This is a genomic window from Alteromonas sp. I10 (assembly GCF_003201515.1).
Lineage (GTDB): Bacteria > Pseudomonadota > Gammaproteobacteria > Enterobacterales > Alteromonadaceae > Alteromonas > Alteromonas macleodii.
The window spans coordinates 652,334-677,188 of sequence record NZ_QJJN01000001.1 but is presented as its reverse complement, the minus strand read 5'-3'; the positions used below and the strand labels follow the sequence as shown (position 1 = coordinate 677,188).

General features: G+C 44.6%; 19 protein-coding genes and 1 tRNA gene. 13 read left to right on the top strand and 7 right to left on the bottom strand.

The annotated features are described in order from the left end of the window. Positions 1–216 precede the first annotated feature (216 nt). Complete coding sequence (locus BZA03_RS02945) at positions 217–492, top strand: putative quinol monooxygenase (protein ID WP_014949064.1); 276 nt, start codon at positions 217–219, stop codon at positions 490–492. Between the two features lie 49 nt (positions 493–541). On the opposite strand, the gene BZA03_RS02940 is transcribed toward BZA03_RS02945, so the two are convergent. Further along, positions 542–901: a helix-turn-helix domain-containing protein gene (locus tag BZA03_RS02940; protein WP_014949063.1), complete on the bottom strand. Its 360-nt coding sequence runs from the start codon at positions 899–901 to the stop codon at positions 542–544. A 296-nt stretch (positions 902–1,197) separates the two neighbouring features. Between BZA03_RS02940 and BZA03_RS02935 the strand changes: the two genes are divergently transcribed. Genes BZA03_RS02935 through BZA03_RS02925 form a run of 3 tightly spaced genes read left to right on the top strand, consistent with a single transcriptional unit; the run spans position 1,198 to position 4,740 of the window. Continuing rightward, positions 1,198–1,689: a (2Fe-2S)-binding protein gene (locus BZA03_RS02935; RefSeq protein WP_014976187.1), complete on the top strand. Its 492-nt coding sequence runs from the start codon at positions 1,198–1,200 to the stop codon at positions 1,687–1,689. Then, the gene (locus BZA03_RS02930; protein WP_110287927.1) at positions 1,686–3,983 is read left to right on the top strand and encodes a xanthine dehydrogenase family protein molybdopterin-binding subunit; all 2,298 of its coding nucleotides are present in this window, start codon (positions 1,686–1,688) and stop codon (positions 3,981–3,983) included. The genes BZA03_RS02935 and BZA03_RS02930 overlap by 4 nt, the downstream gene beginning before the upstream one ends. 16 nt (positions 3,984–3,999) lie before the next feature. After that, complete coding sequence (locus BZA03_RS02925) at positions 4,000–4,740, top strand: hypothetical protein (RefSeq protein WP_258364569.1); 741 nt, start codon at positions 4,000–4,002, stop codon at positions 4,738–4,740. An 88-nt stretch (positions 4,741–4,828) separates the two neighbouring features. On the opposite strand, the gene BZA03_RS02920 is transcribed toward BZA03_RS02925, so the two are convergent. Continuing rightward, positions 4,829–5,323: an acyloxyacyl hydrolase gene (locus BZA03_RS02920; RefSeq protein WP_110287925.1), complete on the bottom strand. Its 495-nt coding sequence runs from the start codon at positions 5,321–5,323 to the stop codon at positions 4,829–4,831. 553 nt (positions 5,324–5,876) lie between these two features. Between BZA03_RS02920 and BZA03_RS02915 the strand changes: the two genes are divergently transcribed. The 6 genes from BZA03_RS02915 (at position 5,877) to BZA03_RS02890 (ending at position 16,357) form a co-directional block, all read left to right on the top strand. Further along, positions 5,877–6,527 (top strand): NAD(P)H-dependent oxidoreductase, encoded by a 651-nt coding sequence (locus tag BZA03_RS02915; RefSeq protein WP_110287924.1) that lies wholly within the window; start codon positions 5,877–5,879, stop codon positions 6,525–6,527. Position 6,528: 1 nt separating this feature from the next. Beyond that, positions 6,529–8,454, top strand: a complete 1,926-nt coding sequence (locus BZA03_RS02910) for a monovalent cation:proton antiporter-2 (CPA2) family protein (RefSeq protein WP_110287923.1) — start codon at positions 6,529–6,531, stop codon at positions 8,452–8,454. Between the two features lie 278 nt (positions 8,455–8,732). Beyond that, positions 8,733–9,866, top strand: coding sequence for an efflux RND transporter periplasmic adaptor subunit (locus BZA03_RS02905; RefSeq protein ID WP_039225671.1), 1,134 nt, complete (start codon positions 8,733–8,735; stop codon positions 9,864–9,866). Positions 9,867–9,869: 3 nt separating this feature from the next. Then, positions 9,870–12,917, top strand: coding sequence for an efflux RND transporter permease subunit (locus tag BZA03_RS02900; RefSeq protein ID WP_110287922.1), 3,048 nt, complete (start codon positions 9,870–9,872; stop codon positions 12,915–12,917). A 243-nt stretch (positions 12,918–13,160) separates the two neighbouring features. Further along, positions 13,161–14,228, top strand: a complete 1,068-nt coding sequence (locus BZA03_RS02895) for an MBL fold metallo-hydrolase (RefSeq protein WP_110287921.1) — start codon at positions 13,161–13,163, stop codon at positions 14,226–14,228. A 194-nt stretch (positions 14,229–14,422) separates the two neighbouring features. Next, positions 14,423–16,357 carry an EAL domain-containing protein gene (locus tag BZA03_RS02890; protein WP_110287920.1) on the top strand — a complete coding sequence of 645 codons (1,935 nt, stop codon included), beginning with the start codon at positions 14,423–14,425 and terminating at the stop codon, positions 16,355–16,357. Between the two features lie 159 nt (positions 16,358–16,516). On the opposite strand, the gene BZA03_RS02885 is transcribed toward BZA03_RS02890, so the two are convergent. The 4 genes from BZA03_RS02885 to BZA03_RS02870 all read right to left on the bottom strand — a co-directional run bounded on the left by BZA03_RS02885 (position 16,517) and on the right by BZA03_RS02870 (position 20,369). Continuing rightward, on the bottom strand, positions 16,517–18,235 hold the full coding sequence (locus BZA03_RS02885; RefSeq protein ID WP_110287919.1) for an EAL domain-containing protein: 1,719 nt from the start codon (positions 18,233–18,235) through the stop codon (positions 16,517–16,519). A 197-nt stretch (positions 18,236–18,432) separates the two neighbouring features. Then, positions 18,433–18,509, bottom strand: a tRNA-Val gene (locus BZA03_RS02880). 158 nt (positions 18,510–18,667) lie between these two features. Next, positions 18,668–19,744, bottom strand: a complete 1,077-nt coding sequence (locus tag BZA03_RS02875) for a patatin-like phospholipase family protein (RefSeq protein ID WP_110287918.1) — start codon at positions 19,742–19,744, stop codon at positions 18,668–18,670. Positions 19,745–19,940: 196 nt separating this feature from the next. Continuing rightward, positions 19,941–20,369, bottom strand: a complete 429-nt coding sequence (locus BZA03_RS02870; RefSeq protein ID WP_014976177.1) for a MarR family winged helix-turn-helix transcriptional regulator — start codon at positions 20,367–20,369, stop codon at positions 19,941–19,943. Positions 20,370–20,766: 397 nt separating this feature from the next. Here BZA03_RS02870 and hmgA point away from each other — a divergent pair, with 397 nt between their 5' ends. Further along, the gene (gene hmgA / locus BZA03_RS02865; RefSeq protein WP_110287917.1) at positions 20,767–22,062 is read left to right on the top strand and encodes a homogentisate 1,2-dioxygenase; all 1,296 of its coding nucleotides are present in this window, start codon (positions 20,767–20,769) and stop codon (positions 22,060–22,062) included. 292 nt (positions 22,063–22,354) lie between these two features. Then, complete coding sequence (hppD, locus tag BZA03_RS02860) at positions 22,355–23,428, top strand: 4-hydroxyphenylpyruvate dioxygenase (RefSeq protein WP_014949049.1); 1,074 nt, start codon at positions 22,355–22,357, stop codon at positions 23,426–23,428. Between the two features lie 37 nt (positions 23,429–23,465). Here hppD and BZA03_RS02855 read toward each other — a convergent pair whose 3' ends face one another. Next, positions 23,466–23,831 (bottom strand): VOC family protein, encoded by a 366-nt coding sequence (locus BZA03_RS02855; protein WP_110287916.1) that lies wholly within the window; start codon positions 23,829–23,831, stop codon positions 23,466–23,468. Between the two features lie 632 nt (positions 23,832–24,463). Here BZA03_RS02855 and BZA03_RS02850 point away from each other — a divergent pair. Next, positions 24,464–24,853, top strand: a complete 390-nt coding sequence (locus BZA03_RS02850) for an ACT domain-containing protein (RefSeq protein ID WP_110287915.1) — start codon at positions 24,464–24,466, stop codon at positions 24,851–24,853. Positions 24,854–24,855: the final 2 nt, after the last annotated feature.

Sequence of the window (24,855 nt, the reverse complement as noted above, 5' to 3'; positions counted from 1 at the left end):
ACTTTAGTATAAGTCATTATAGATTAACTTTTTTCATTCGCTAAAAAATGCATCTAAGAAAAAGGCTTAGATAGCGTCTAACTGCGACATAGCGGTAAAAGGCATTTGATGGTGGAGATTGCTTTTCACCTGAAAAAAGTTGCTAGTCAGCTTTAAACGCTAACCATTACTCCGTTAGTTGCCTATGTTAGCGTTTTTTCTCAATAGGACAGTAAAATGATCGAGTTTTCAGTCGTAATCTATTCTCAACCAAACCAACAAGATGCACTTTTGGACGCATTGTTACCCTTGGTTAAATCAAGCCGAGAAGAAGTCGGCGCAGTGATGTATGACCTACATGCAAGTGAAGAGGGTGTGTTTGTTATTACGGAGAAATGGCAATCTCAGGATGCCCTTGATGCTCATGAAGCTACTGAACACTTTGTTGGTTTCCAAGAAAAAGCCGGAGAGCTTGTTGAAAAAGTACTTCGATTACCGCTAGTGTCGGTCTAGCGCTTTATAAAGCAAATGCGGTGAGATAAATGCTCACCGCTAGCGGTATTCAATCATTCGTGTGGTTTTCAGACCAGACTCTTAGCTGTTCAAGAATATCTAGCGCTGAGCGCCCAAACTCGGTGAGACTATAAGCAACCGCAATTGGACGAGAGTCGATAACGTTGCGGATCACCATACCGTTGTTTTCCAGCTCTTTAAGGCGCTGATCGACCATCTTCCGGCTGGCGCCGCCAAGCATTCTACACAGGTCGTTAAATCTAACAGGCTCATCTTTGAGATGATAAATAATAGAACCCGTCCACTTTCCACCAATTAGGCGCATTCCACGCTCTATAGCACAAGGCTCTGTACAAGTATTTAGAACGGTTTTTCTACCCTTAGCGTCTGTTTTTATTTCACTTTCCATCTATTTTCCTAAAAAAGCCACCTAGTTACTAAAAGTATACTAATTGTTTGTTTGAACAAGGTAACTAAAATAGACCACATAAGCAAGTTTGGCCTCTAGTATACCTTTAGTTAATTAGTCTAACTCCAATTCGAAAGGTTCATTCGGGCGTCTATGGAGTGAGCGGTTATTAAAGGGAGAGCCAACGCGGCCAGATTTTAATAATACCAATTAAAACAGGCAAAACAGACCGTTCAAACCAAGTACAGCGCCTTGGCGAGAGCATATTAAACATTAACTTCACGGTGACACAAACCATGATTGAATTTACGTTAAATGGAAAAAGAGTGCAGACAGATGCTGCATCAGATACGCCTCTCGTTTGGGTAATACGCGATGAATTTGGACTAAAAGGTACCAAGTTTGGGTGCGGTGTAGCGATGTGTGGCGCATGCACGGTACATATTGATGGTAACGCTATTCGCTCTTGCTCCTATCCCGTTTCGTTAGCTAAAGATAAGAACGTAAACACTATTGAAAGCTTCAACAACGCGCATCCGCTGCAATCTGCTTGGGTAGAAGAGCAGGTTCCTCAGTGTGGCTATTGCCAGTCTGGCCAAATCATGCAAGCAGCGACATTGCTAGATAGAAATCCAAACCCGAGCGACCAAGATATTGTTAATCACATGAGCACCAATTATTGCCGCTGTATGGCTTACGCGCGCATAAAAAAGGCGATTAAGCGCGCTGCAACGTCTTCTGTTCAATACTTTGATCCAACCGCTTCATCAGAAGGGGAAAACGCATGAGCATGAAAAATATCTCTCAAGAAAAGAAAGACATGATCAACTTATCTCGCCGGTCTTTTATGGTGGGATCAGTGAAAACGTCTTTATTCATGGCATTTGGTGCTGCCGCTATTCCATCCCTGCTGTCGGCGAAAGAAAGTATTGAAGCCAAACAGTTTTCTCCAAATATTTGGTTTGAAATGGATACAGATGGCAACGTTACCGTCAACATAGCCAAAGCGGAAATGGGTCAGCATATCGGCACGCCAATCGCTAGAATCTTGGCTGATGAGCTTGAGTGCGACTGGGAGAAAGTGTCTATAGTTCACGTTGATACAGACCCGAAATGGGGCTACATGGTAACAGGCGGCTCTTGGTCAATTTTCCATACTTACAAGCCAATGTCTCAGGCGGGCGCCGCTGGCCGCATGGTGTTAATTGATGCAGGTGCGAAGCTACTTGGCGTGCCTGCCGATAGTTGTAAGGCAGAAAAAGGCTTTGTTATCTCAGGTAACAAAAAAATTAGCTACGGCGATATCGTAGCGAATGGCAAAGTAGACAAAACATTCAGTGCAGATGAGCTTGCTGAATTGCCAATTAAACCGGGTAAAAAACGCCACCTTATCGGTGTTAACGCAGACTACAAAGCACTCGACATCCCGCCTAAAACTAACGGTACTGCGGTATACGGCATTGATGTGGAAGTGGAAAACATGCTTTATGCACGCCCCATTCTGCCTCCGACTCGTTATGGCAGTACAGTAACAAATGTCGACGACAGTAAGGCTAAGAGTCTACCGGGATATAAAGGTTATAAAGTGCTTACCGATCCGAGCGGTACCATCGAAGGCTGGGTCACTGTATTGGCTACAGACTACCCCACAGCGATTAAAGCCGTTGATATGGTGAAAGTCGGCTATAACGCCGGTAAAACCGCTAATGTTTCTGAAGCGGATATACAAAAAGAAGGCGAGAGAATTGTACGCGATCGTAAGGAAGGCACCGTTTTTGTAGACGAAGGAAATATAGAGCTGGCGCAAACACAAGCGGCACAAACCATTGAAGCTTTATACACCACAGCGACTGCCAATCATTTCCAGCTAGAACCACTTAACGCCATTGCTGAATTTAAAGGTGGTAAATGGCATATACATACGGGTAACCAGTGGCAGAGCCTAACACTTCCTACTGTAGCTAAAGCCGCAGAGGTCCCAGAAAGTGATGTGGTCCTTCACCAGTATTATCTTGGCGGTGGCTTTGGGCGACGCCTTTTTGGTGATTGGGTTGTTCCTGCTTTGCTTACAGCTAAAGCTGCTGGCCAGCCAGTCAAACTGGTATTCATGCGCCCGGATGATACATTATTTGATCAACCCCGCTCTGCCTCTACTTCACTGTTTAATGCGTCGTTCGATGAAAATAATCAGTTTTTAGGCATGGAGCATGCGCTAGCGGCAGGCTGGCCAACACTAAAAATGGCACCAGGATTTCTAGCACCAGGAGTAAACGGTGAAGGGAAAGTCGATATGTTTTCGGCATCTGGTGCCGACCACTGGTACACCATGTCTCACCATCGCGCACGCGCGGTTAACAATAAGGTAGCGCAAGATACGTTTACGCCAGGTTGGCTGCGTTCGGTAGGCCAAGGTTGGATTGTATGGGGCTTAGAATCATTTATTGACGAAGTGGCAGTGAAAGCCAACAAAGACCCCGTCGACTTCAGACTTGCTATGTTAGACGGTAAAGGTAAACAAGGGGGCAAAGCGCCTGAAAGTGTCGGCGGTGCCACACGACTTGCCAATACGCTTGAAATTCTTAAGAAAAAGACTGCGAGTGTTGAATTTGGTGTTGATGAAGGCATTGGCTATAGCGTAAGTGCGGGACAAGAACGCACTATGCCTGCTTGGCTCGCGACTGCAGCCCATGTTCACGTTAATAAGCGCACTGGAAAGATAACGGTTAAGAAGTTATGGGTTGTGTCTGATGCTGGTATTGTTATTCATCCAGATGGCGCGATGGCACAGCTTGAAGGTTCACTGCTGTGGGGACTGAGCTTGGCACTGTTTGAACATAACGAAGTGAAAAACGGTCAGGTTTCAAAAACAAACTTACATACCTACCTTCCTCTACGTATGAACGATGTCCCAGAGATGGATATTGAACTTGTTGAAAGTGAGGAGTTTCCAGTAGGACTGGGTGAACCAGGCGTTATTGGTGTCGCGCCGGCTATCGGCAATGCCGTGTACCAAGCCATTGGTGTACGGCTACGTCATTTGCCCATGCTTGCTCAACACGTTACCGCAGCATTAAAAGCATAAGGGCAGTATGATGAAAATGATAACAGTCCTATTAATTGGTGCTCTCTCATCATTCGTCCTGAGTGGGTGTATTGCAAATAAAAATGACGATAGCGACCATAATAATTTGACCGCTAGCACTTCAAAAGCAGCTAACTCAACACCTGCTTTTGAAGCTTATCAGCAAGATCCTAACCCAACGACAGCATTTAACTACTTGTTCGATGTGGCAACACATCCACGGTGTGTGAACTGTCATGGTGTTATTGAAGATGGCGCTCACCGACCGACAGTGGGCGACAACAGCGTCCCCCACCCTATGAACATTACCTCTGTGAATAACTTGAAAATGGCGGTGCAAGATGGAAAGTTTGTTCAGGTTGGCGAAACGCACCCCGTAAACTGCCGCGGATGTCACCAAGATGAAAATGCGCGTGAACCTGGCAGGCCACCTGGTGCAGCAAACGACCTAATGCCAGGTTTCGTATGGCACATGCCGCCTCCTACCATGATAATTGGCAGCGACATGACCCCCTCAAAGTTATGCAACAATTGGTTAAACCCGCGTTTGAATTCTTTTCTTGCTCAACGTGGGGGAAGAGATGACATGAAAACGTTCAAAAAAGAATTTGAACACCATGTCAGTGATGATCCATTGGTGAGATGGGCATGGAACCCCGGCCCAGGCAGAACACCAGCTCCTGGGACACATGCACAGTTCGCTAGAGCAATGTCTGTATGGATTAACGGCGGCGCACCTTGCCCGACAGAAAGTTAAGTTAAAAAAGTTTTTGCCAAAAATGAAGAGCCCGCGTTTTAAGCGGGCTGTTTAACGAAAGAAGTAGGCACAACTTGTTTAGGCGAGATTAGAAATGGTAGTGAGCACTTACTACAAACGATTCTGAACCAGGGTTCGTGTCCCCTAGCCCGCCGTTAGAAATGTGGCCAATTTCAGCTTCTAGCGAAAATGATTCAGAAAAATTGTAGAGTCCGGAAAGTGATGAATAGAATTCAATGGTGTCGCCTAAATTTTCAGATTCATCAACAATGCCCGCGTGAAAGGCAACGCGTACTGAAAAGTCATTGTATTTGTAGACGTCTTTTGCCAACCCCGCAGCGAAATAGTGTTGGCCTTGATCTGCGTTTACCAAGAGAACTGTTGGTCGAATTCCGTAAAATGATTCGAGCGGTTTGTGAACATAAGCCACATGCAATGCGTAACGGTCTGCGTCATCAAACAAGTTCCATACCGCAGCCCCAGCTTTAAGCTCACTTCCTTGCGGCAGGGCTTGAGTAGAAAGAGAAACAAGGGGAGAAAGTAAAGATAATGCAAGTGCGAGTGTTTTTACTGGTGTTTTCATGTTTATACTGTCCTAGGGCCTGCTGACCTTTGCTGTACAATTTTGCAGCGGTCTGTGTGCCATCTAGACAAGACGAATGTTTGACGGTCTAGTGGTTCTAAATCGAAAACATTCAACGCAGTATAGGTGGCACACAGGCGCTGCCCAAAGGGGTCGTCATGGAAGCCTTTTACTCTTTGTTACAGTCCTTTAACTTAGCCCACTAGGCTTGCAGGACTGTTTCGCGATTAAAAGGCTTCCATCTAGACCAAAATTTGTACATCAAAGGTCAACAGGCCCTAATCAAAAGTTAAAAATAGTGTTCCGTCGACGCTTCTATTAGAAGCTGTTTTTATACGTGAGTACATAATGGTAATCAGGTTACTTTTTTCAACCTAATAAATATTAGTAACCTTATAACTTTGAGGAAAAACACATTCTTATTTGCTCTAAACGTACAGATTGAATTAATGAATAACCTAGGGTCTTTTGACCTTTGCTGTGTTTTGCACATCAAAAATCAACGGCTCCTTATAGCTCAACGAGAGCTGGCTGTAACACTGAGTAGAAATGTATGACTGACGAGAACATCATTGAAAGCAATGTAGAGAGCACCAAGAAAAGTAAGAAAGTACTGGTTCTCTTCGCCCACCCCGCGCAAACCCGTTCAGAAGTAAATGTGCCGCTTTTTCACGAAGCAAAAATGAATAAACACGTTACTGCTGTTGACTTGTATGCAGAGTATCCAGATTTCAATATTGATATTGAACGGGAGCAGCAGCGTTTAATCGACCACGATGTCGTTGTTTTTCTGTTTCCACTTTACTGGTATTCCACACCTTCAATCTTAAAAGAATGGCAAGATTTAGTGTTGGAATATGGTTTTGCCTATGGGCATGAAGGCACTGCACTTAAAGATAAATTATTTCTTTGCGCATTAAGTGCAGGCGGTAAGGAAGAAGCCTATCAAACTGATGGCTTTAATCATTACACCATCAGGCAACTGCTCCAGCCTTTAGAGCAAATGGCTCAGATCACGCACATGACCTACATTGCTCCTTTTGCGATCTTTGGCTCTCGTACTGCGCAAGAAGAGCATCGCGTTGCTGAACATAGAGGTAAGTGGACAACCTTGCTAAACAAATTGACCACTAACACCCTGAATCTAGAAAAAGCAAAGCACATCGAGAATCTCGCAGACCTTTGTGCGTCGCAAGGAGAGTAACGTGACTGGCTATTTCTTATATGCATTTATCTATTTGGTCGCCGCCGTAATTGCAGTGCCCATTGCGAAGCGTCTTGGATTAGGGTCTGTACTAGGCTATTTAATAGCCGGGCTAGTGATTGGCCCGATATTCGGCCTTGTTGGTGACGAAACTGTTGCCATTCAACATTTTGCTGAATTCGGTGTAGTCATGATGCTGTTTTTGGTTGGGCTAGAACTAGAGCCTCGCTCGCTGTGGGCGATGAAGTCAAAACTAATGGGATTGGGCGGACTTCAGTTAGCGTTAACCACCGCCCTTATCACAGGCGTAGCCATATTGCTTGATCAGCCTTTTAGCATTGCCCTTACAATAGGCCTTATATTCGCCCTTTCTTCAACTGCCATTGTTTTACAAACGTTGCAGGAAAAAGGGCTGCAAAAAACGGAAGGAGGCAAAAGCGCTTTTTCTGTGTTGCTGTTTCAGGATATCGCGGTTATTCCCATGCTTGCGCTTATCCCCCTCCTTGCCATACCCGAACTGGTCGAAGCAGGAAATGCACATGGCGGCGATACAGGATCACACGATAGCTTTAATTTAGTTGAAGGGCTTGCCCCTTGGGCTTCAGGTCTTGTGATCATTAGCTCAATTGCCTTTTTAACCATCGGAGGACACTACTTAAGTCGCCCCTTATTTAAGTTTGTTGCTGCGTCGGGTTTACGGGAAATTTTTACCGCCACTGCGCTCATGCTCATTATAGGAATTGCAGCACTAATGGGACTTGTAGGTCTATCTCCCGCCCTTGGTGCATTCTTGGCTGGTGTAGTTTTAGCAAACAGTGAATTCAGGCATGAACTTGAAGCTAATATCGAGCCGTTTAAAGGCTTACTGTTAGGCCTCTTTTTCATAACGGTAGGCGCAGGCATTAACTTTTCCGTACTTAGTGAGAGCCCAATGCTAATAGCAGGGCTAACCGTAGCAGTTATGCTTGTGAAAGCCATTGTGCTGTTTATCATCGCCTTAATTTTTAAAATAAAAGGCACTAACAAATGGCTATTCACATTAAGCCTTGCTCAGGCGGGTGAATTTGGCTTTGTGCTATTAAGTTTTGCCTCGCAAAACTATGTGCTTCCCAGCGACATTATTTCTGTTCTCTCGCTTGTTGTTGCCATTTCAATGTTCCTAACGCCAGGACTTTTTATTCTTTTCGACAAGGCCATCATTCCTCGCTACAAAAACGCGAAATCACAGCGAGCTGAAGATGAAATTGACGAGAAAGGCACCGTCGTTATTGCTGGAATTGGGCGCTTTGGACAAATCATTAACCGTCTTTTAGTGGCCAACGATGTAAATACCGTTGTGCTTGATATTCGCTCTGAGCAAATAGACCTTATCAGACGGATTGGCACCAAAGCCTATTTTGGCGATGCATCTAAACCAGACATTTTGCATACTGCTGGCGCCCATGAAGCATCGCTATTAGTTATTGCTATAGACGATAAAGAAACCGCTGCCGAAATGGTGAAATACGCCAAGCACGCATTTCCTAACATTAAAGTGCTTGCGCGTGCCTTTGACCGCGGCCATGGGTATCGCTTGCGCCAGTTGGGCGCAGATTTTGTGGTATCAGAAACGTACCACAGCGCTCTTGAAATGGGCGCAGAGGCACTTCGCTCACTCAATATTCACCCTTTCCAAGTTGAACGGCAAAAAATGGCGTATAAAAATATTGAGGCTCAGCAAAACGATGTGCTGTATCACGCGTGGGCGGATGAGGCCAGCGGAGAACGAGTAGACAATAATTATCTGAAACTCTTTATTGAACTTGAATCGCTAATCGAAAATGCGCTAAAAGCAGATTTACACGACAAGCATTCGAAAATGCGTGGCTGGACGCCACCGCCTAAAGGCTATGCTGAAAAACTAGCGCCCGATGAAAACCCTGATTAGGGTGAATTGCGAACTAGTCGGCGGTATTTCGAGAAGGTAATTGTCTGATAGTGACCGGACACCCACGAATATTTATGGGTGGTAGCATACTATCGCCTTGTAAAAATAAACAAAAAGCTGATCGAAAAGGGAAAAAAGCGCTATAACCTGTATGTATATCAAACTTGTCGTATATTGGCTTTTTATCTTTCACGTTCAGAAGTTAACACGCGCCTTGTACAAGATAACCCATTGCCTTAGTGGGAATAAAAAGTGGTCTATTTAAATGGAGAGTTACCATGTTGTCTGAAAAAAGTCTCTTTCACAGCTTAGCCCTGCGCACTGTGATGGTATTTACTGCACTCGCTGGATTAAGTGCGTGTGAAGAAGCCCCCACGCCTCCCAAAGCAGTCTCATCAACACCGGTAACGCTTTATAAAGTGCAGCACTCAGACGAAACCATCGCTAAATTCCCGGGGCAAGTGGAAGCGGCTGAATATTCGAACCTTTCGTTTCGCATCGGCGGCAAACTCCAAGAACTCAAAGTAAAAGCTGGTGAAGAAGTTAAAGAGAACCAGCTTATCGCTAGACTTGATGATAGAGACGCGAAAGCACAGTTAGCCACTGCCCAGTCTCAGTTTGACGTGTCATCGGCTATGTTTGAACGTATGGAGGCTTCCGTTGAAAAAGGCGCGGTAAGCCGCTCTACGTTTGATGAAGCGAAAGCCAATTTTTTAGCCGCTAAAGCCAGTCTGACCAACGCACAGGACCAGCTAAGCTATACGGAGCTTCGCGCACCGTTTGCGGGGCTTATTGCGTCTGTTCCTGTTGAAAATTACCAAGTCATTGTACCGCAGCAAACCATTGCCGAGCTTCATATGCCGGGTGCAATCGACGTTACGTTTCAATTGCCAGAGCAAAAAATGCGTATGATTGATCGCTCACGAGCCCGTGAAAATCGAACATCTGAAATGGCATGGGTGAGCTTTTCAGGTATGCCAGACAAGCGTTACGCGGCCATGTATAAGGATCACGAAAGCACCACGCGACAAGGCGAGCTTAGCTATGAGGTAACAATTACTCTGCCAGAACCAGACGACATCAATGTTCTAGCGGGCATGAGCGCCACCGTATTACTTGATATGTCGAAACTCATTGAGTCTAACGCAAAACTTTGGCTAGTGCCTTTTGGTGCGGTGGTTACCGACAATGCAGATCCAGACAAAGCGATTGTATGGCGTTTTAAACCCAGTGATAGCGACGCGACGAAGGGCACCGTAGAAGCAGTAGAAGTGATGATTACGCGCGGTATTTCCAACGGTCTGTTAGTTGAAGGCCCGCTAAACGACGATGATAAAATCGTTGCTGCTGGAGCTCATCTTGTAAAAGAAGGCCAAGCTGTTACGGAGTGGACGAAAGAAGGGGGCCTATAAGCCATGGTCGAGTATTTTTTTCGTCAAAAAGTAATTAGCTGGATGGTCGCCATCATCTTGGGTGTTGGCGGCATTGTGACTTTTCTTGGCTTAGGTCAGCTAGAGTTTCCCGAATTCACCATTAGAAATGCTCTGGTTATTACTCAATACCCAGGGGCAACGCCTGAGCAAGTTGAGGAAGAAGTGACGCTGCAGCTTGAAAAGGCGATTCAGCGTATACCCAACGTGAAACGAATTAGCTCAGTAAACATGGTTGGGTTATCGCAAATTACCGTTGAGCTTAAAAGCAGTGTCCAGGCCAAGGACCTAGAGCAATACTGGGACAACTTGCGCCGTAAAGTGGGCGATGCACAAGCATCGCTGCCACCTGGCACCAGCACCTCGATTGTGAATGATGACTTTGGTGACGTTTTTGGCCTGCTGCTTACTCTTAAAAGCGAAGACTACTCCCTTAAGCAAATGGAAGACTTTGCAGATTTAATGCAGCGAGAGATTCAGCTTGTTGACGGTGTAAAAAAGGTGTCGATTGCCGGTACCGTTAATGAACAGATTATTGTGTCGTTAGATCACGATAAAATGAAAACCCTAAACGTTTCTGCAGAATCCATTGCTGGCCTTTTAACCGCGCAAAATGTAGTGGGCAACGCGGGTTCGATTAAGGTTCAGGGCAAGCGCCTGTCCATACAGCCCACTGGCGAATTTGATAACCTAGAGGCGTTAGGTCAGGTGGTAATTGGCTCACCTGCAAGCGGCCTTATTCGCTTAACAGATATCGCGACTATTGAGCGCAAGCTTAACGATACCCCTTCAATCCTTTATCACAGTTCTGGCACGCCGGCCCTGTCAATTGGTGTATCGTTCGCGTCGGCGGTAAATGTAGTTGATGTAGGTAAACGACTTGATAGCAAAATTGCCGAGCTAGAGCAGCGTATGCCCCTAGGTATGACGCTGGATACCGTTTATAACCAGCCTACAGTGGTCGACGATTCTGTAACTGGCTTTCTTATTAACCTTGTTGAAGCCGTGGCCATCGTTATTTTCGTGCTGCTACTTTTCATGGGCTGGCGCAGTGGCGTTCTGATGGGGCTCATTCTTGTGCTTACCATTCTCGGCACCTTTATATTGATGTCGGTAAAAGGCATTGAGTTGCAAAAAATCTCTTTGGGTGCGCTTATTATTGCTCTTGGCATGTTGGTCGACAACGCCATCGTGGTAACCGAAGGCATGTTGATTGGTGTGAGAAAAGGGCAAACCAAACTTCAGGCGGCAAAAGACGTGGTGTCGCAAAATGGGTTGCCGCTGCTTGGCGCGACTGTGATTGCCATTACCGCTTTTGCGCCAATTGGTCTATCGCCAGATGCCACAGGTGAATTCGTCGGCTCCCTCTTCTGGGTACTTTGCTTTTCGCTTTTCTTAAGTTGGATCACCGCACTTACCATTACCCCCTTCTTTTTCGACTTACTGTTTAAAACTGAAAAAGAGCGCGGAGCTAATGACCAAGATGACGACCCATATAAGGGCATTATTTTTACGGTATACAAGCGTGTGCTTACTGCTGCTATCAATCATCGTTACGTGACAATTGTACTGGTACTTGTTGCATTAGTAGGCAGCATGGCGTCAGGTAAATTCGTAAAAAATGCATTTTTCCCAGATTCATCCACACCGCTGTTTTTCGTCGATTTATGGTTGCCTGAAGGTAGCGACATCTTAACCACCGAGCAGTCTATTCGTCGCTTAGAAGACAACGTGTTAGGCATGGAGAATATCGCCAACGTAACAAGCGTTATTGGCGGTGGAGCACAGCGCCTTACCCTCACCTATGCGCCAGAAGACAGATATGCCAGTTATGGTCAGCTTATCGTTGAAACTGATACGGTTGAGTCTCGTGATGCTCGTATGCGAGAAATTATCGAGCTGGTGCGAGAAGACTTCCCTAATGTGCAATATAAGGTAAAAGCACTTCAAGTAGGCCCTTCTGCAAAAGCAGCTATTGAAGCGAGGATCTACGGGCCAGAACCTGAAGTTTTACGTGAGATAAGCAGCGACATTGAAGCCATATTCCAAGCAGAGAAAACCATGGACAGCGTGCGGCTATCGTGGAGCAACAAAGTCCCATTTGTTGAACCTGTGTTTCTGGAAGAACAAGCCAGGCGTATCGGCGTAACGCGAGATGCCGTTCACACCGCATTTTTACTCAACAATGAAGGTGAGACTGTGGGCCTTTACCGCGAAGGCAGCGATTTAATACCTATTGTCATGCGCAACGATCCAAACCAGCGCTATGACATAGATAACCTCGCCTCGCTCAACGTATGGAGCCAAGAACAAGGTAAATATATAAGCATGGCTGATGTTATCAGCAATGTGGATGTATCGCTTGATAACCCTATCATCAAACGCCGCAACCGGGTGCGGATGCTAGCGGTTTATGCAGAGCCCATGCCTTTATCCGGTGAGACGGCCGCGAGTGTGCAAGCTAAAGTTCGCCCTCTTGTAGAAGAGCTTAAACTGCCTGATGGCTACCACATTGAATGGGGCGGCGAATACGAGACCTCAACAGACGCACAAAGCGCCCTATTTGCAAGTATGCCTATTGGTATATTAGGTATGTTCATTATCACCGTTTTGCTGTTTGGCAAGCTTCGTCAGGCGTTAGCGATATGGGGCGTAATACCACTCACCACTATCGGCATTATTGGCGGGTTGGTGTTAGTTGGTGCACCCTTTACGTTCATGGCGCTGCTCGGCAGCTTAAGCCTTATTGGTATGGTGCTTAAAAACGGGATCGTATTAATGGAAGAAATAAACGTACAGGCAAAGGGTAACAGTGGCGCATTCGATGCCGTAGTAGCCGCGTCAGTATCTCGTGTACGTCCCGTTTCAATGGCAGCCATCACCACCATACTGGGTATGATCCCGCTGTTTTCTGATGCGTTCTTCGCGTCAATGGCAGTTGTTATTGTATTTGGTCTGACCGTTGCCACCGTACTTACACTGCTTATATTGCCTGTGCTGCACTGTACGTTCCACGGTATAAAGTCAGAATAAAAAGTACGCACAACAAATTTGATTAGTTGTGCGCTAGTTCGTGTAGGTAGCGCAAAAACGGTGCGAACCTAATATTGTTAACAGCCAGTATGAGGAGAGTCTACTCATGCTGGCTGCATACTATCGCTTAGCTGCAATCTATCCTTCTCAACAAAAACTACACCCACCAGTTTACTTTTAACAAAATTAGTTTATTATGGGTAAACTACACTGTGCAGTATACTTTTTAATTAAGGTGAGAGCATGCCCGTTTTTAATAGCACACGCTTTCTTGTTGGAGTTTTATTTATGACATCTTTCTGTGGTTCTTCAAACACCCTTGCTACAAGCGCGCCGCAACCTGAAAAATTCACTAATACTCATATTGAATATAAAACGACGTGGCGAGACATGTGGAAAGTCACCAAAGCGTATTTTCGTGACAATAGAGATGCTGCAACGCCAGCGTTTGACATACCCGTGTCGGCACTTACACCACAGATGCTTGACGCAGTTGCAGAAGACAGCGTGATAAAGCTTGGCCACTCTACTACCCTATTGAAACTTGCCAAACGTTATATCTTGATCGATCCGGTCTTTAGTGAGCGTGCTTCTCCCGTCCAATGGATGGGACCCAAGCGTTTCCACCAAGCGCCAATTTCACTGGAAGACTTGCCTAAATTAGATGCCGTTATCATAAGTCACGATCATTACGACCATTTAGATAAGGGCAGTATTGAAATACTAAAAAACAAAGTCGACGTGTTTATTACACCGCTAAAAGTAGGCAATCATTTACGTGACTGGGGTGTGGATGCAAATAAAGTTGTTGAGCTAAGTTGGTGGCAAAGTACAAAAGTGAGCGACATTGAAATAGTGGCCACACCGTCTCAGCATTTCTCAGGACGAGGTTTATTTGATAGAGACGAAACTCTTTGGGCAAGTTGGGTTATCAAGTCTGCAAATACCAATATCTTTTACAGCGGTGACTCGGGCTATTTTGACGGATTTAAAGCCATTGGTGAAAAGTACGGTCCGTTTGATTTATCGATGATTGAAACCGGTGCGTACAACGAGCTATGGTCTGACATTCACATGCTGCCTGAAGAGAGCTTGCAAGCCCATATTGATATTCAAGCTAGTGTCATGATGCCCGTGCACAACAGTACCTTTGATTTAGCACTACATAATTGGAATGAGCCTTTAATAAAAATCACAGACCTTGCTGGTGCTAAGGGTGTTCCCACCAGTATTCCTATCTTTGGCGAAGTTGTTCCGGTTAAGGGTGCAGGCGAAGCTCCGAACAAAACCTGGTGGTTAGACGAAAGGTGAGTAGCTAATAAACAGCGCTTGCTTCATTATTCTGGGCTTTAATTGCTCGCTTAACTCTATGTTTTGCAGTACATTTATTATTCGCCGCTTAGGCACTATTGGCGGGTATAACAAAAGCCTCAATCAAAGTGATAGTACTCGATTTGGTTGAGGCGAATAATAAATTTCTCAGTTAAAGGAGCTAACTGCTAGCAATGAAGCTGTCTAGTCAAATTAATTTGGGCGTTTTTGCCCTTATGCTTTTAGCATTTACGGTGTTGTCGAGTATTGAGCTAAGCGAAATAAAATCTCGCACTTCAGTGTCAATCGAGCAAGAAGCTGAAGAAGCACGGCTGCGTTACGAAACAACCGTCTTACAAACCTCTGCCTTGTCTTCTCAGTCGAAGCAATCAGTGATTGATGCCATGCTTCGTCAAATGGTATTGCAGCCGTTTTTATCTGCAGCCAAAGTCATTGATGTCGAAGGAAATGTGTTTGCGAAGTACGAGCGCTCGCCTAACATTATTGTTCCTAATTGGTACTTACAGCTGGACTCCGCGCCTGCCGTTAACAAAAAAATTCCTTTTTCGAACAATGATGGTTATTTGTTAGTTACGTCTGACACGTCTTATATCTACACTGAAATCACCGCTATTCTCATCAAAAATGCTGTTATCTTTTGTGGGCTATTTTTCGCCCTCGCGCTATATATCGTCACGGTAACCAAATTTGCTAGGCGCCCCATTGCCAACACCATTAAGAAGCTTAATGAGATAAATAGCCACGACTTCACCCCCTCGCAGGTAAATGCGTTTACAACAGATTACCGCCAACTTACCAGCACAGTGAACACCCTAACCACGTCGTTAGCATCAAAATTTAATGACATTGCTCAGCAATCTGAGCGATTCAAAACAGAAGCCAATAAAGATACATTGACGAAGTTGTCGAACCGCAGTGCATTCGAGCGACACACTCGCGCGCTGTTGTCTGACACGTCTAATTTCCAGGAAAAAGAGCTTATTCTCATCAGGCTCGCTCAACTTACCACTATAAATACTAAGTTGGGCATGTTAGCTGGTGACAATTATGTAAAATCTATCGCGGACTTTCTTGTGCATGAGGCGAAGCACAATTGCAAAAGTGGCTTTGTATTTCGGTTATCAGGCGGAGATTTCGCCTTGATAAGTGAAATTATGGGGCGGGACGAACGGGATTTGATGTTAGAAAATATGTCGAAGCAGTTTGCAAACGCCACGCCACTTCGAGATGGAAGCAAAGCAACGTGGATGGGCGTTACACGTTTTTCTAGCCAAATGTCGTTACAGCAGGTAATGGAAAGTGCTGACAGTGCGTTGATGGCGGCAATGAAAACGCAAAAAGGATGGCAGTTTTCTTCAGAAGTGTCTCAGGTTCATAGCAATACAAAATGGCGTGAGCGCCTCAATTACATCGTGTCGCAGCAATATGCCGATATTCTCATTCAACCCGTGATGAATGTAGAGCGAAACGCACCAGCATATTACGAAACGTTTGCTCGATTTAAAGACAAAGACACCAATGATGTTATACCCATGGCGCAACTTATCCCCGCATCAGAGCGATTGGACCTTATTCCTCAAGTCGATAAGTTGGTAGCAGGCATCGTGTTTAAAAAACTAACGGTAACGTCTCATCAGGTTGCTATAAATATTAGTAACGCCTCAATTGCCAACGGCGAGTTTAGAAAATGGTTAATTGAAGAGCTTCGAACCCGGGAAACGCTATGCCCAAGACTTATTTTTGAAGTCGAAGATGCAGCGCTTATTCACCATCGAGAAGTAGCCGAGAACTTTTGCCGTCAACTCATACAGCTGGGCTGTAGAATTACCATAGAGCACTTTGGCGATAACTTTGCCTCGCTTGCGGGTTTAAGGGCAATTCAGCCTCAATTCGTTAAGCTTTCGGGACGGCTAACCCAGGGAATTCATACCAACAAAGATAATCAGTTATTTGTCTCTAGCCTTATCAATATTGCGAAAGGCCTTAATATCCATGTTATTGCGGAAATGGTAGAAAACGAGGCTGAGTCTGTTGCACTGAGCAAACTAGACGTTGAACACCAACAAGGCTATTACTTTTCTAAACCCTCACTTTGGACAATGTACTAAGTGTAAGCTCGCTGGTCTGAGGCACTGAACGTCAGGATAAGTATTGACGCTTTATGTGAGCCCCCGCGCTTTATACGAATTTATTGTGCGTCGATTCGATGAAACGTTTAAGGTGGTGTTGTGAAAATCTCTTTCATATACACCTCCTTTGAACCGCATTTACTGTTCGTTAAGCAGCTTTACAATGGCGTCAGAGCTAATGGGTTTTGAATACAGAAAGCCTTGCACATATTCAACGTTAAGAGACTTGCAGTAGTTCGATTGATTTTGAGTTTCCACGCCTTCAACAACAATGTTTAAATCGAGTTTGTGACCAACATTCACGATAGCCTCCATTAACGCGCTATCGTAGGCATTTTCCGGTGCACCTCTTAAAAATGAACGATCTATTTTTAAGTGGCTAACGGGAAACTGTTTTAAATAACTAAGCGAAGAATAACCCGTACCAAAGTCGTCAATCGATATTTCAACGCCCTGGTCGCGTTGCGCTCTCAAATTCTCTAAAATCGTATTGTCAGACTTAATAAGCACATTCTCAGTAAGCTCTAACCCAATATCTTTAGGCATTAAACCGTGCCGCTCTCGACACTCCCTTAGGCGTTCGAAATAAGCATTCTGCTCTAACTCTTTTCCTGAAACATTGATATCAACGCGAATATTAATGCCCTGCTCTTTCCATAACTGTGCCTGTTTGCACGCCTTTTCTAACACCCAATTTCCAATGTGAACAATTAACTCACTGCGCTCAGCGATGGGGATGAAGATATTGGGTGGAACAGCCCTATCCTCATCTTTAGGACGCCACCTTAACAGCGCTTCACACGATGCCACTTTTCCAGTGAGCAAATCGATTTGAGGTTGATACAAAAGTTCAAACTCATCGTTAACCAAAGACTCATGCAGATAGGCTGCGATACTTCGCTGTTGTCGAACTTTCTGACTTAAAGCGTGGGTGAAAAAATGAAAACGGTTTCGGCCTTCAGCTTTCGCCTGATACATTGCGACGTCTGCATTTTTCAGAAGATCATCAATCTCCCTTCCGTCTTTAGGGTACATACTAATACCGATACTTGAAGTGATATGCACGTTTTCAGTGCTAAGCGCGAAGCTCTGCCTGAAACACTCAGTAAGTTTCTTAGCAATGTCAGCACTTTCATTTTCAGAGGTCACTTGTGTGGCGACAAAAACAAATTCGTCTCCACCGAACCGAGCCAGTAAGCCTTGTTCGCTTAGACAATCTGACAACCGCTTAGAAACAGAGCGCAGTAATTCATCACCCCAGGTATGCCCAAGCGTGTCATTAACTTCTTTAAACATATCTAAGTCAATGAAAAACAAAGCGAAGCCAGACTCATTGCGCGATGCATCCTCGATGGACGACGTCAAAAACTGCTCTAACAGGCGTCGATTAGGCAACTCGGTTAACAAATCTGTGGATGCCATTCGCTCAAGTTCTTGCCTGATGTTGTGCTGCTCACTCAGGTCAATATCCACACAATACATTTCGGGTGAATCTGTGCCTTCTTTCAGCATGACGTGAGATGAGAAAACATGGATAGGCTCGCCACTTTTCTTCTCAAGCACGAGTTCGTCTGAAGGAATTGCCTCACCGTAATCTATCCATCGCTGATGTAACTTTATCACTTCACTTTTCATGAACGAGGGAATGATGAGATCTTCAAGTTTTTGACCTAGTGCTTCGCACTCACGAAAGCCATACATGTCTTCACTTGATTTATTCCAGTAGATAACTTTTCGGTGCTTGTCATAACCTTGCACCGATACCTTTGGCAAGGCACTAATAAGCTGAAGGAACCGCCTTTCAGCCGAACCATGTTGTTCAAATAACGGGGGCTCTTGGTATTTCTGTAAGCTCATCGTACTCCCGCGAGTGCTAAATTGTTAGATAGCAAAGATATAAAAACGGCCACCATTCTTTTAGTGTAGTCCAAATCACACAGACCACCCGACATTAAAAAGTTAAATTACTCATGAATATCGCTGAATAGAGAAAAGGGTAGCAGTGCGTGTTACGCAGAACTTGGGTAAATAAAAGATGAAATTAAATCGTAAGATGGTGCGTCTACCCTGATTCGAACAGGGGACCTCTACCATGTCAAGGTAGCGCTCTAACCAACTGAGCTATAGACGCATATAGAATTTTGTTGCACCTGATAGGTGGGCGAATGCCAAGCAACGGCGCGTATAATACTTAGCACGAGCGTTGCCTGCAAGGAAAACTTATCAAATGACGATTCAAGTGACTAATTTGACAGCAATTAGCCATTTTCTTCAACAATTGCGATTAACTTAAATCATTTTAAATGGAAGCGGCTTGATAGCGTCCACTAAGGATCCATCGTTAACAGCACGCATAAAATATTCACCCAACCTGTCGGTTTCTTTCAATACTGTTTGCCAATACTTGATTCGCGTTTTTGCATCGAGTACTTCAAAATCTTTCCTATCGGGGATTTTGCTATAAGGCAAATTAGCAACAAACGATGCAGAAGGCACTAGCATTACAACGTTATCGTAGCTTGACCGATGAGGCACCCTGCCCTTCAAGCCTTTATCGAACCAGCCTGGAATGGGCTTGTCATAAAAATGAGGGTATAACACTAAGCCATCATCTGGTCCGAAGGACAAGTCGAAATGGTAGTCAATAATACCGCCATCTCGATACATTCCGGCTGGCGCACCTTCAATTTGCTGTACGCCCTCAATTACCACAGGAATAGAACCAGACGCTAGCAGCGCGGTATGAATATTTCCACGCGTTAATGCATGGTACTGAGTAGGCAGTTGATACGGGTCGTTTATCGCAAACTCCGTACCCGGCGTTGAGAACACATAGCGCTTGTATAAACGAGAAAGGTGTCGTCGGTTCACTGTATTGGCCGCTGCACTCATCGCCAAGCCCGAAAGTTGCCTAAACTTACTTTCAAAACGAGTAGCACCTAAACATTTAGCAACGATCAGGTGAGCTTTAAAGCGGGAGTTAGACAGCACTTCTTGCTTACCTGCTTCATCCACCATTTCTTTCAGCAGGTCTTCAGCTTTAGCCGTAATTTCTCTAGGCGTAGGCTTATTACTGCTATAGGTCGTTGTTGAATAAGAAGAGGCTAGACGATTTATGGCTGCTAGGGGATCATTTTGAACAGCGCATATGGTACGAAACGCACCCGCTGATGAACCAATTACATGTATTTGATGCTCAACGTTGGCAAACCATTCGGGAAACAGTACGCGGTCTAGGCCAGCTAAAGAAAACCATTTCGGGCCGCCAGATGCCCCCAGAAAATAGCTAAATAACTCAGGCGTAAATCCGTTTTTCATTATGGATTCACGTGCTTTTTTACCTGCGTATATTTCTAAGGGTGCCACTCAATGTCCTCGCTGTGCGCCGAATAGAAGCGCTTGATAAATATTTAGGGGGTAGCAAGCCATGACTAATAAATCCAATAACTTCCCCATTTAATTAGTTTCGGGGGAATTTAACAGTTAAAGGCGCGAAAGTAACCTTTATAGCAATGCCCTCACATCTGCTCAGACCAGACTTTTCAACGACTTCACCCGAATCTTAAGGCGTTAGTGCATCTATCACTTTTACAAATATTCGATACTCATCTTCAGTGATATTTTCCAAACGCTTATTTTGCCAAGCCACAATTTTAGGCAACAGCGCCCGATAGATTCGCTCTCCTTCCACTGACAATGAAATTAATGTGGCCCGTTTATCTCGCTTGCTCACACGCTTAACGATAGCATCTCGCTTAACCAATCGCTCCAGCGCTCGCGAAACCTGCACTTTATCTAGTCGTGTTGCAATAGCGATTTCTTTTGCCGTTAGCAGTGATTTTGGCGAGCTTTCATTTCGGCCGCCTAATGTGGCTAAAATTCGCCACTCTGGTTTAGTAAGTTTATATTCTGCATATTCTTTTGAGAGCGATTCACTTAAATCGCTCGCAAGCATGGCTACCTTGTAGGCAAGCATATCTTCTAGCTGCATTTTTTAAGCCCTTTTCACTGCATTACTCTTGCTATTTTTACTTCTGCGACCGCCCTGAAAGCCATGGTTGTTTTTCATTTACCTTAGGCGTTACTTATACCCACAGTGTCGCTACCATCGGTCGAGCGTTCAGGCGCATTCAACATTAACCCAGGTAACTCTCACAGCTAACATCGTGCATTAAAAAACACGCAATACGTGTAACCTTGTAATGGGCATCACATAAAAGGTGTAAAGCTAGCGTACCAAATGACGTTGGTTCTATTCCCTCTACTCGCCCATCGCCATTGATTTACATTTCATTTACCTCTAGCCTAAATCACATAGTTTCATTTGTAACTACTTTATTTTGCATTCATCTGTACAGCCACATCGATGGCCGCCTGTGGGAGGGTTTATGGATAATTTGTCGTATTTAACGGGTTTTAATAACGAGCACGAGACAGAGGCACTGCCGGGTGCCCTTCCTAAAGGCCAGTTCAGCCCACAAAAAGTGAATTATAAACTTTACGCTGAACAGTTTAGCAGTACAGCATTTACTGCCCCACGAGCAGAAAACCGCCGCAGCTGGACCTATCGTTTACGCCCCTCTATTGCCATGGGCGACTTTGAAAAAATTGATAACGGCCTGGTAAAAACAGCACCTGAATCTGATGTCCATTGCCCTCCGAATGTACTTAGGTGGGACCCTGTACCCTTACCAGAAAAAGACGTTGATTTTGTAGACTCGCTTGTAACCATCGCCACTAACGGTGACGCTAAAGCCCAAGTAGGTATGGGCATTCACTGCTACAGTGCCAGTGCTAATATGCAAAATCGTGTTTTCTACTCATCAGACGGAGAAATGCTTATTGTCCCCCAGCTAGGTGACATGCTGATCACCACCGAGTTTGGTAGGCTCAACTTGTCTGTAGGTGAAATAGCCGTTATTCCTCGTGGCGTTCGTTTTTCGGTTAACCCTATTAATGGGCCAATTCGCGGATATATATGCGAAAACTACGGTCATCCTTTTGTGCTGCCAGAGCGTGGCCCGGTAGGCGCGAATGGCTATGCGAACCAGCGTGATTTTTGCTATCCCACGGCGTGGTTTGAAGATAATGAGACGCCTCACACTTTGGTAAACAAATTCTGTGGAAATTTGTTCGAAGCAAAACTCGATCACTCTCCCTTTGATGTGGTGGCTTGGGTAGGTAACTCTGCCCCTTATAAATATGATTTGTCCCGTTTCAACGTTATGAACACCGTAAGTTTTGACCACCCGGATCCGTCTATATTTACCGTGCTTACCTCACCATCTGAGCTGGAAGGTACGGCGAACGTTGACTTCGTTATTTTCCCTCCAAGGTGGATGGTTGCTGAAAATACTTTTCGCCCACCGTATTACCACAGAAATATTATGAGCGAGTTTATGGGGCTAATTGAGGGGATGTACGACGCCAAAGAACACGGTTTTGTGCCCGGCGGCATGAGCCTTCACAACTGTATGACTCCCCATGGCCCAGAAGCTGAAGTATTTGAAAAAGCCTCGAACGCCGAGCTTTCACCGCAGCGTTATGAAAACACGCTGGCGTTTATGTTTGAATCTCGCTATGCCATTGCGCCAACGGAGTTCGCTTTAAACAGTGATATTCGACAACGAGATTATTTGGCGTGCTGGAAAGGCCTTAAAAAGTACTACGATGGTGAAAAATAAGCGCCCTGGGATTAGTAACGTTACGCGTACTGATACCTAAACGAGCAATTGTACTGATTTTTGAACACTACCGACAAGCATCACCTTTGCTTAATAGCATTTATTTTCAAACAGTTAGGGGAAGTTAGCTTTCCCTAACACAGCATCTCATTCACGGGTGAAAACAAATCGTTACAGCTTTGCTTTCCATGCCCAAAATCCCTGAACTCGACACCTATTGCTTGCTTTTTCACTGCGACCTTACAATCAGGTAACAATTATAAAATGTGATTTACGTTGAGGATGTATCGCTATGGCTGATTTGTTTGAAAACCCTATTGGTTTAGACGGGTTTGAATTTTTAGAGTTCACTGCGCCTAAAAAGGGCATGTTGGAACCCATTTTTGAAGCTATGGGCTTTACCCTTGTTGCTCGCCACAAATCAAAAGACGTGGAATTATGGCGTCAAGGCGACATCAATTTATTAAGTAACTACGAAAAGAAATGTCATGCAGCCTATTATGCCGAAGAACACGGTCCATCAGCGTGCGGTATGGCATTCCGCGTTAAAGATTCACAGCACGCATATAAAGAAGTGCTTGCCCGCGGTGCTCAGCCTATGGATACCCATACCGGTCCAATGGAACTGAAACTTCCTGCTATTAAAGGTATTGGCGGTGCGATGCTTTACCTTATCGACCGTTATGAAGGTGAAAATACCATTTACGACATCGACTTCAATTGGATTGAAGGCGTTGATCGCCATCCTGAAGGATGTGGCTTCCATACGCTCGATCACCTCACCCATAATGTGTACCGCGGCCGCATGAATTTCTGGGCAGGGTTCTACGAAAAGCTATTCAACTTTAAAGAAATTCGCTATTTCGATATTAAAGGTGAATACACAGGTCTATTATCGAAAGCAATGACGGCGCCAGACGGTAAAATTCGCATACCGCTAAATGAAGAGGCGGTTGGCGGTGGTGGCCAGATTGAAGAGTTTTTAATGAAATACAATGGTGAAGGTATTCAGCATATCGCTTTCGCTTGTGACGACCTAGTGGCGTGTTTAGACAAGCTTAAAGCGAAAGGCATGAAGTTTATGACGCCTCCACCAAATACCTACTACGATATGCTTGAAGAGCGTCTTCCTGGGCACGGCGAAAACGTAGATGAGCTACAAAAGCGCGGTATTCTATTGGACGGCACAACGGAAAATGGTGAGCCTCGCCTACTGCTTCAGATATTTTCTGAAACCGTTTTCGGCCCAGTATTCTTTGAATTTATCCAACGCAAACAAGATGAAGGTTTCGGCGAGGGTAACTTCAAGGCACTATTTGAGTCGATTGAACGCGATCAGGTAAATCGCGGCGTGCTAAACAAGTAAGTAGATAGCTAACACAATACTAGGGCAGCAAGTTTCGTCACTTGCTGCCTTTTTCATAAAGCGCGCACGCAGCGCCGCTTGGGTCAATAATGACACAAAAGCTGTCTTTGCCATGATGACGTATATCATCCGCCTGTTTTCCACCTTTGGAAGTAACTTCTTTCAACGCGGCATCTAGATTTTCTACGGTAAAGTAATTAATCCATCCGCTTGGGTACTGCGCGTTTACACCCTGCTTATGACAAATGCCGCCCACAGGTGTGCCGTCGGCCTTCATCATGACATAATCATTGTAGCCACCCATATCTATGGGCTCTTTCTTCCATCCCATCACCGCTTCATAAAAGCTGACAAGTTCGTCTGCGTTTTCTACCGTAATATCGCACCATGAAGAATCTGACATTGTCTCTCCCTCTGTTTTTTGTTTAGGGCTGTTGTTTTGTTAGGGCTCTATTTATGGTTGAGGCATTTTTCTAGTCAGCGCTCTTGTTCTGGTTAGAGATCAAATACCCAGTAAGCTACATAACTGATAAGCGCAATGCCCCATTGCTTCAATAAGCAAAACCCAAGACTAAATTAACTACTAACAGTAGTACCTTACTGAATATTTGTTAACTAATAGATCATTTTAATGTACCGATGTTTTAAAGGTAAAAAGGCTAGAGTCTATTGACCTTTGCTGTACATCAAAGATCAACATGTCCAAAAGAGTTCGATCATTTGAATCTCGCGTTTTAGTAATACGCAAATTTCTGAAAAAAGCCATGGTTGTCAAGCTAAGAAATTGCAAAATTACAAAACATTTTTTATTTTAGTTGTAGACATGGCCTGTGGAAAATGCTTGTGAAATTGAGAATGTTATCCACTGAACATTGTTTGTACAGTTTATTTATCCCTTATAATACAAATAGTTACAGCAAAGCCCCAAACTACTCAACAAACTTATCCACAGATTAAGTGGATAACACGTAGCACTTAATCACAGTTAGTGGTTTAATGTGAATATCTTCGAAGTTATCTTTTTTTCGGTTTCTCATGCCCAAACAAACACTTTTAGTCAGAGAATCTTTGTTTACAATTCACAGCTTGGATCCTGAAACCAATATCCCCGCACCTGTACTTAATAGCCCTCTTTTTTTCTTAGGTAAAACAGAAGATGAACTATCTATTGTTGTGCCTGACTCGGTAGACGTACCGTCACTAGATAGTGATGAAGGCTGGCGTGCACTTGAACTGTTAGGGCCTTTGCACTTGTCCATGGTAGGGATCATGGCCCAAATTGGCCAAGTGTTAGCATCAGCAAAAGTGGCCATATTTGTGGTATCAACCTTCGACACTGACTTCTTTTTAGTAAAAGACAATAAACTAAAAGATGCCATTAGTGCGCTTAAGAAAGCTGGCTATTCGGTAAGTGAGGACGTTTAATA

What these genes read in the sequence shown, in the direction of transcription:
- BZA03_RS02945 (WP_014949064.1), top strand. Translation starts at nt 217, where the DNA reads ATGATCGAGTTTTCAGTCGTAATCTATTCTCAACCAAACCAACAAGAT.
- BZA03_RS02940 (WP_014949063.1), bottom strand. Translation starts at nt 901, where the DNA reads ATGGAAAGTGAAATAAAAACAGACGCTAAGGGTAGAAAAACCGTTCTA.
- BZA03_RS02935 (WP_014976187.1), top strand. Translation starts at nt 1,198, where the DNA reads ATGATTGAATTTACGTTAAATGGAAAAAGAGTGCAGACAGATGCTGCA.
- BZA03_RS02930 (WP_110287927.1), top strand. Translation starts at nt 1,686, where the DNA reads ATGAGCATGAAAAATATCTCTCAAGAAAAGAAAGACATGATCAACTTA.
- BZA03_RS02925 (WP_258364569.1), top strand. Translation starts at nt 4,000, where the DNA reads ATGATAACAGTCCTATTAATTGGTGCTCTCTCATCATTCGTCCTGAGT.
- BZA03_RS02920 (WP_110287925.1), bottom strand. Translation starts at nt 5,323, where the DNA reads ATGAAAACACCAGTAAAAACACTCGCACTTGCATTATCTTTACTTTCT.
- BZA03_RS02915 (WP_110287924.1), top strand. Translation starts at nt 5,877, where the DNA reads ATGACTGACGAGAACATCATTGAAAGCAATGTAGAGAGCACCAAGAAA.
- BZA03_RS02905 (WP_039225671.1), top strand. Translation starts at nt 8,733, where the DNA reads ATGTTGTCTGAAAAAAGTCTCTTTCACAGCTTAGCCCTGCGCACTGTG.
- BZA03_RS02900 (WP_110287922.1), top strand. Translation starts at nt 9,870, where the DNA reads ATGGTCGAGTATTTTTTTCGTCAAAAAGTAATTAGCTGGATGGTCGCC.
- BZA03_RS02895 (WP_110287921.1), top strand. Translation starts at nt 13,161, where the DNA reads ATGCCCGTTTTTAATAGCACACGCTTTCTTGTTGGAGTTTTATTTATG.
- BZA03_RS02890 (WP_110287920.1), top strand. Translation starts at nt 14,423, where the DNA reads ATGAAGCTGTCTAGTCAAATTAATTTGGGCGTTTTTGCCCTTATGCTT.
- BZA03_RS02885 (WP_110287919.1), bottom strand. Translation starts at nt 18,235, where the DNA reads ATGAGCTTACAGAAATACCAAGAGCCCCCGTTATTTGAACAACATGGT.
- BZA03_RS02870 (WP_014976177.1), bottom strand. Translation starts at nt 20,369, where the DNA reads ATGCAGCTAGAAGATATGCTTGCCTACAAGGTAGCCATGCTTGCGAGC.
- hmgA (WP_110287917.1), top strand. Translation starts at nt 20,767, where the DNA reads ATGGATAATTTGTCGTATTTAACGGGTTTTAATAACGAGCACGAGACA.
- hppD (WP_014949049.1), top strand. Translation starts at nt 22,355, where the DNA reads ATGGCTGATTTGTTTGAAAACCCTATTGGTTTAGACGGGTTTGAATTT.
- BZA03_RS02855 (WP_110287916.1), bottom strand. Translation starts at nt 23,831, where the DNA reads ATGTCAGATTCTTCATGGTGCGATATTACGGTAGAAAACGCAGACGAA.
- BZA03_RS02850 (WP_110287915.1), top strand. Translation starts at nt 24,464, where the DNA reads ATGCCCAAACAAACACTTTTAGTCAGAGAATCTTTGTTTACAATTCAC.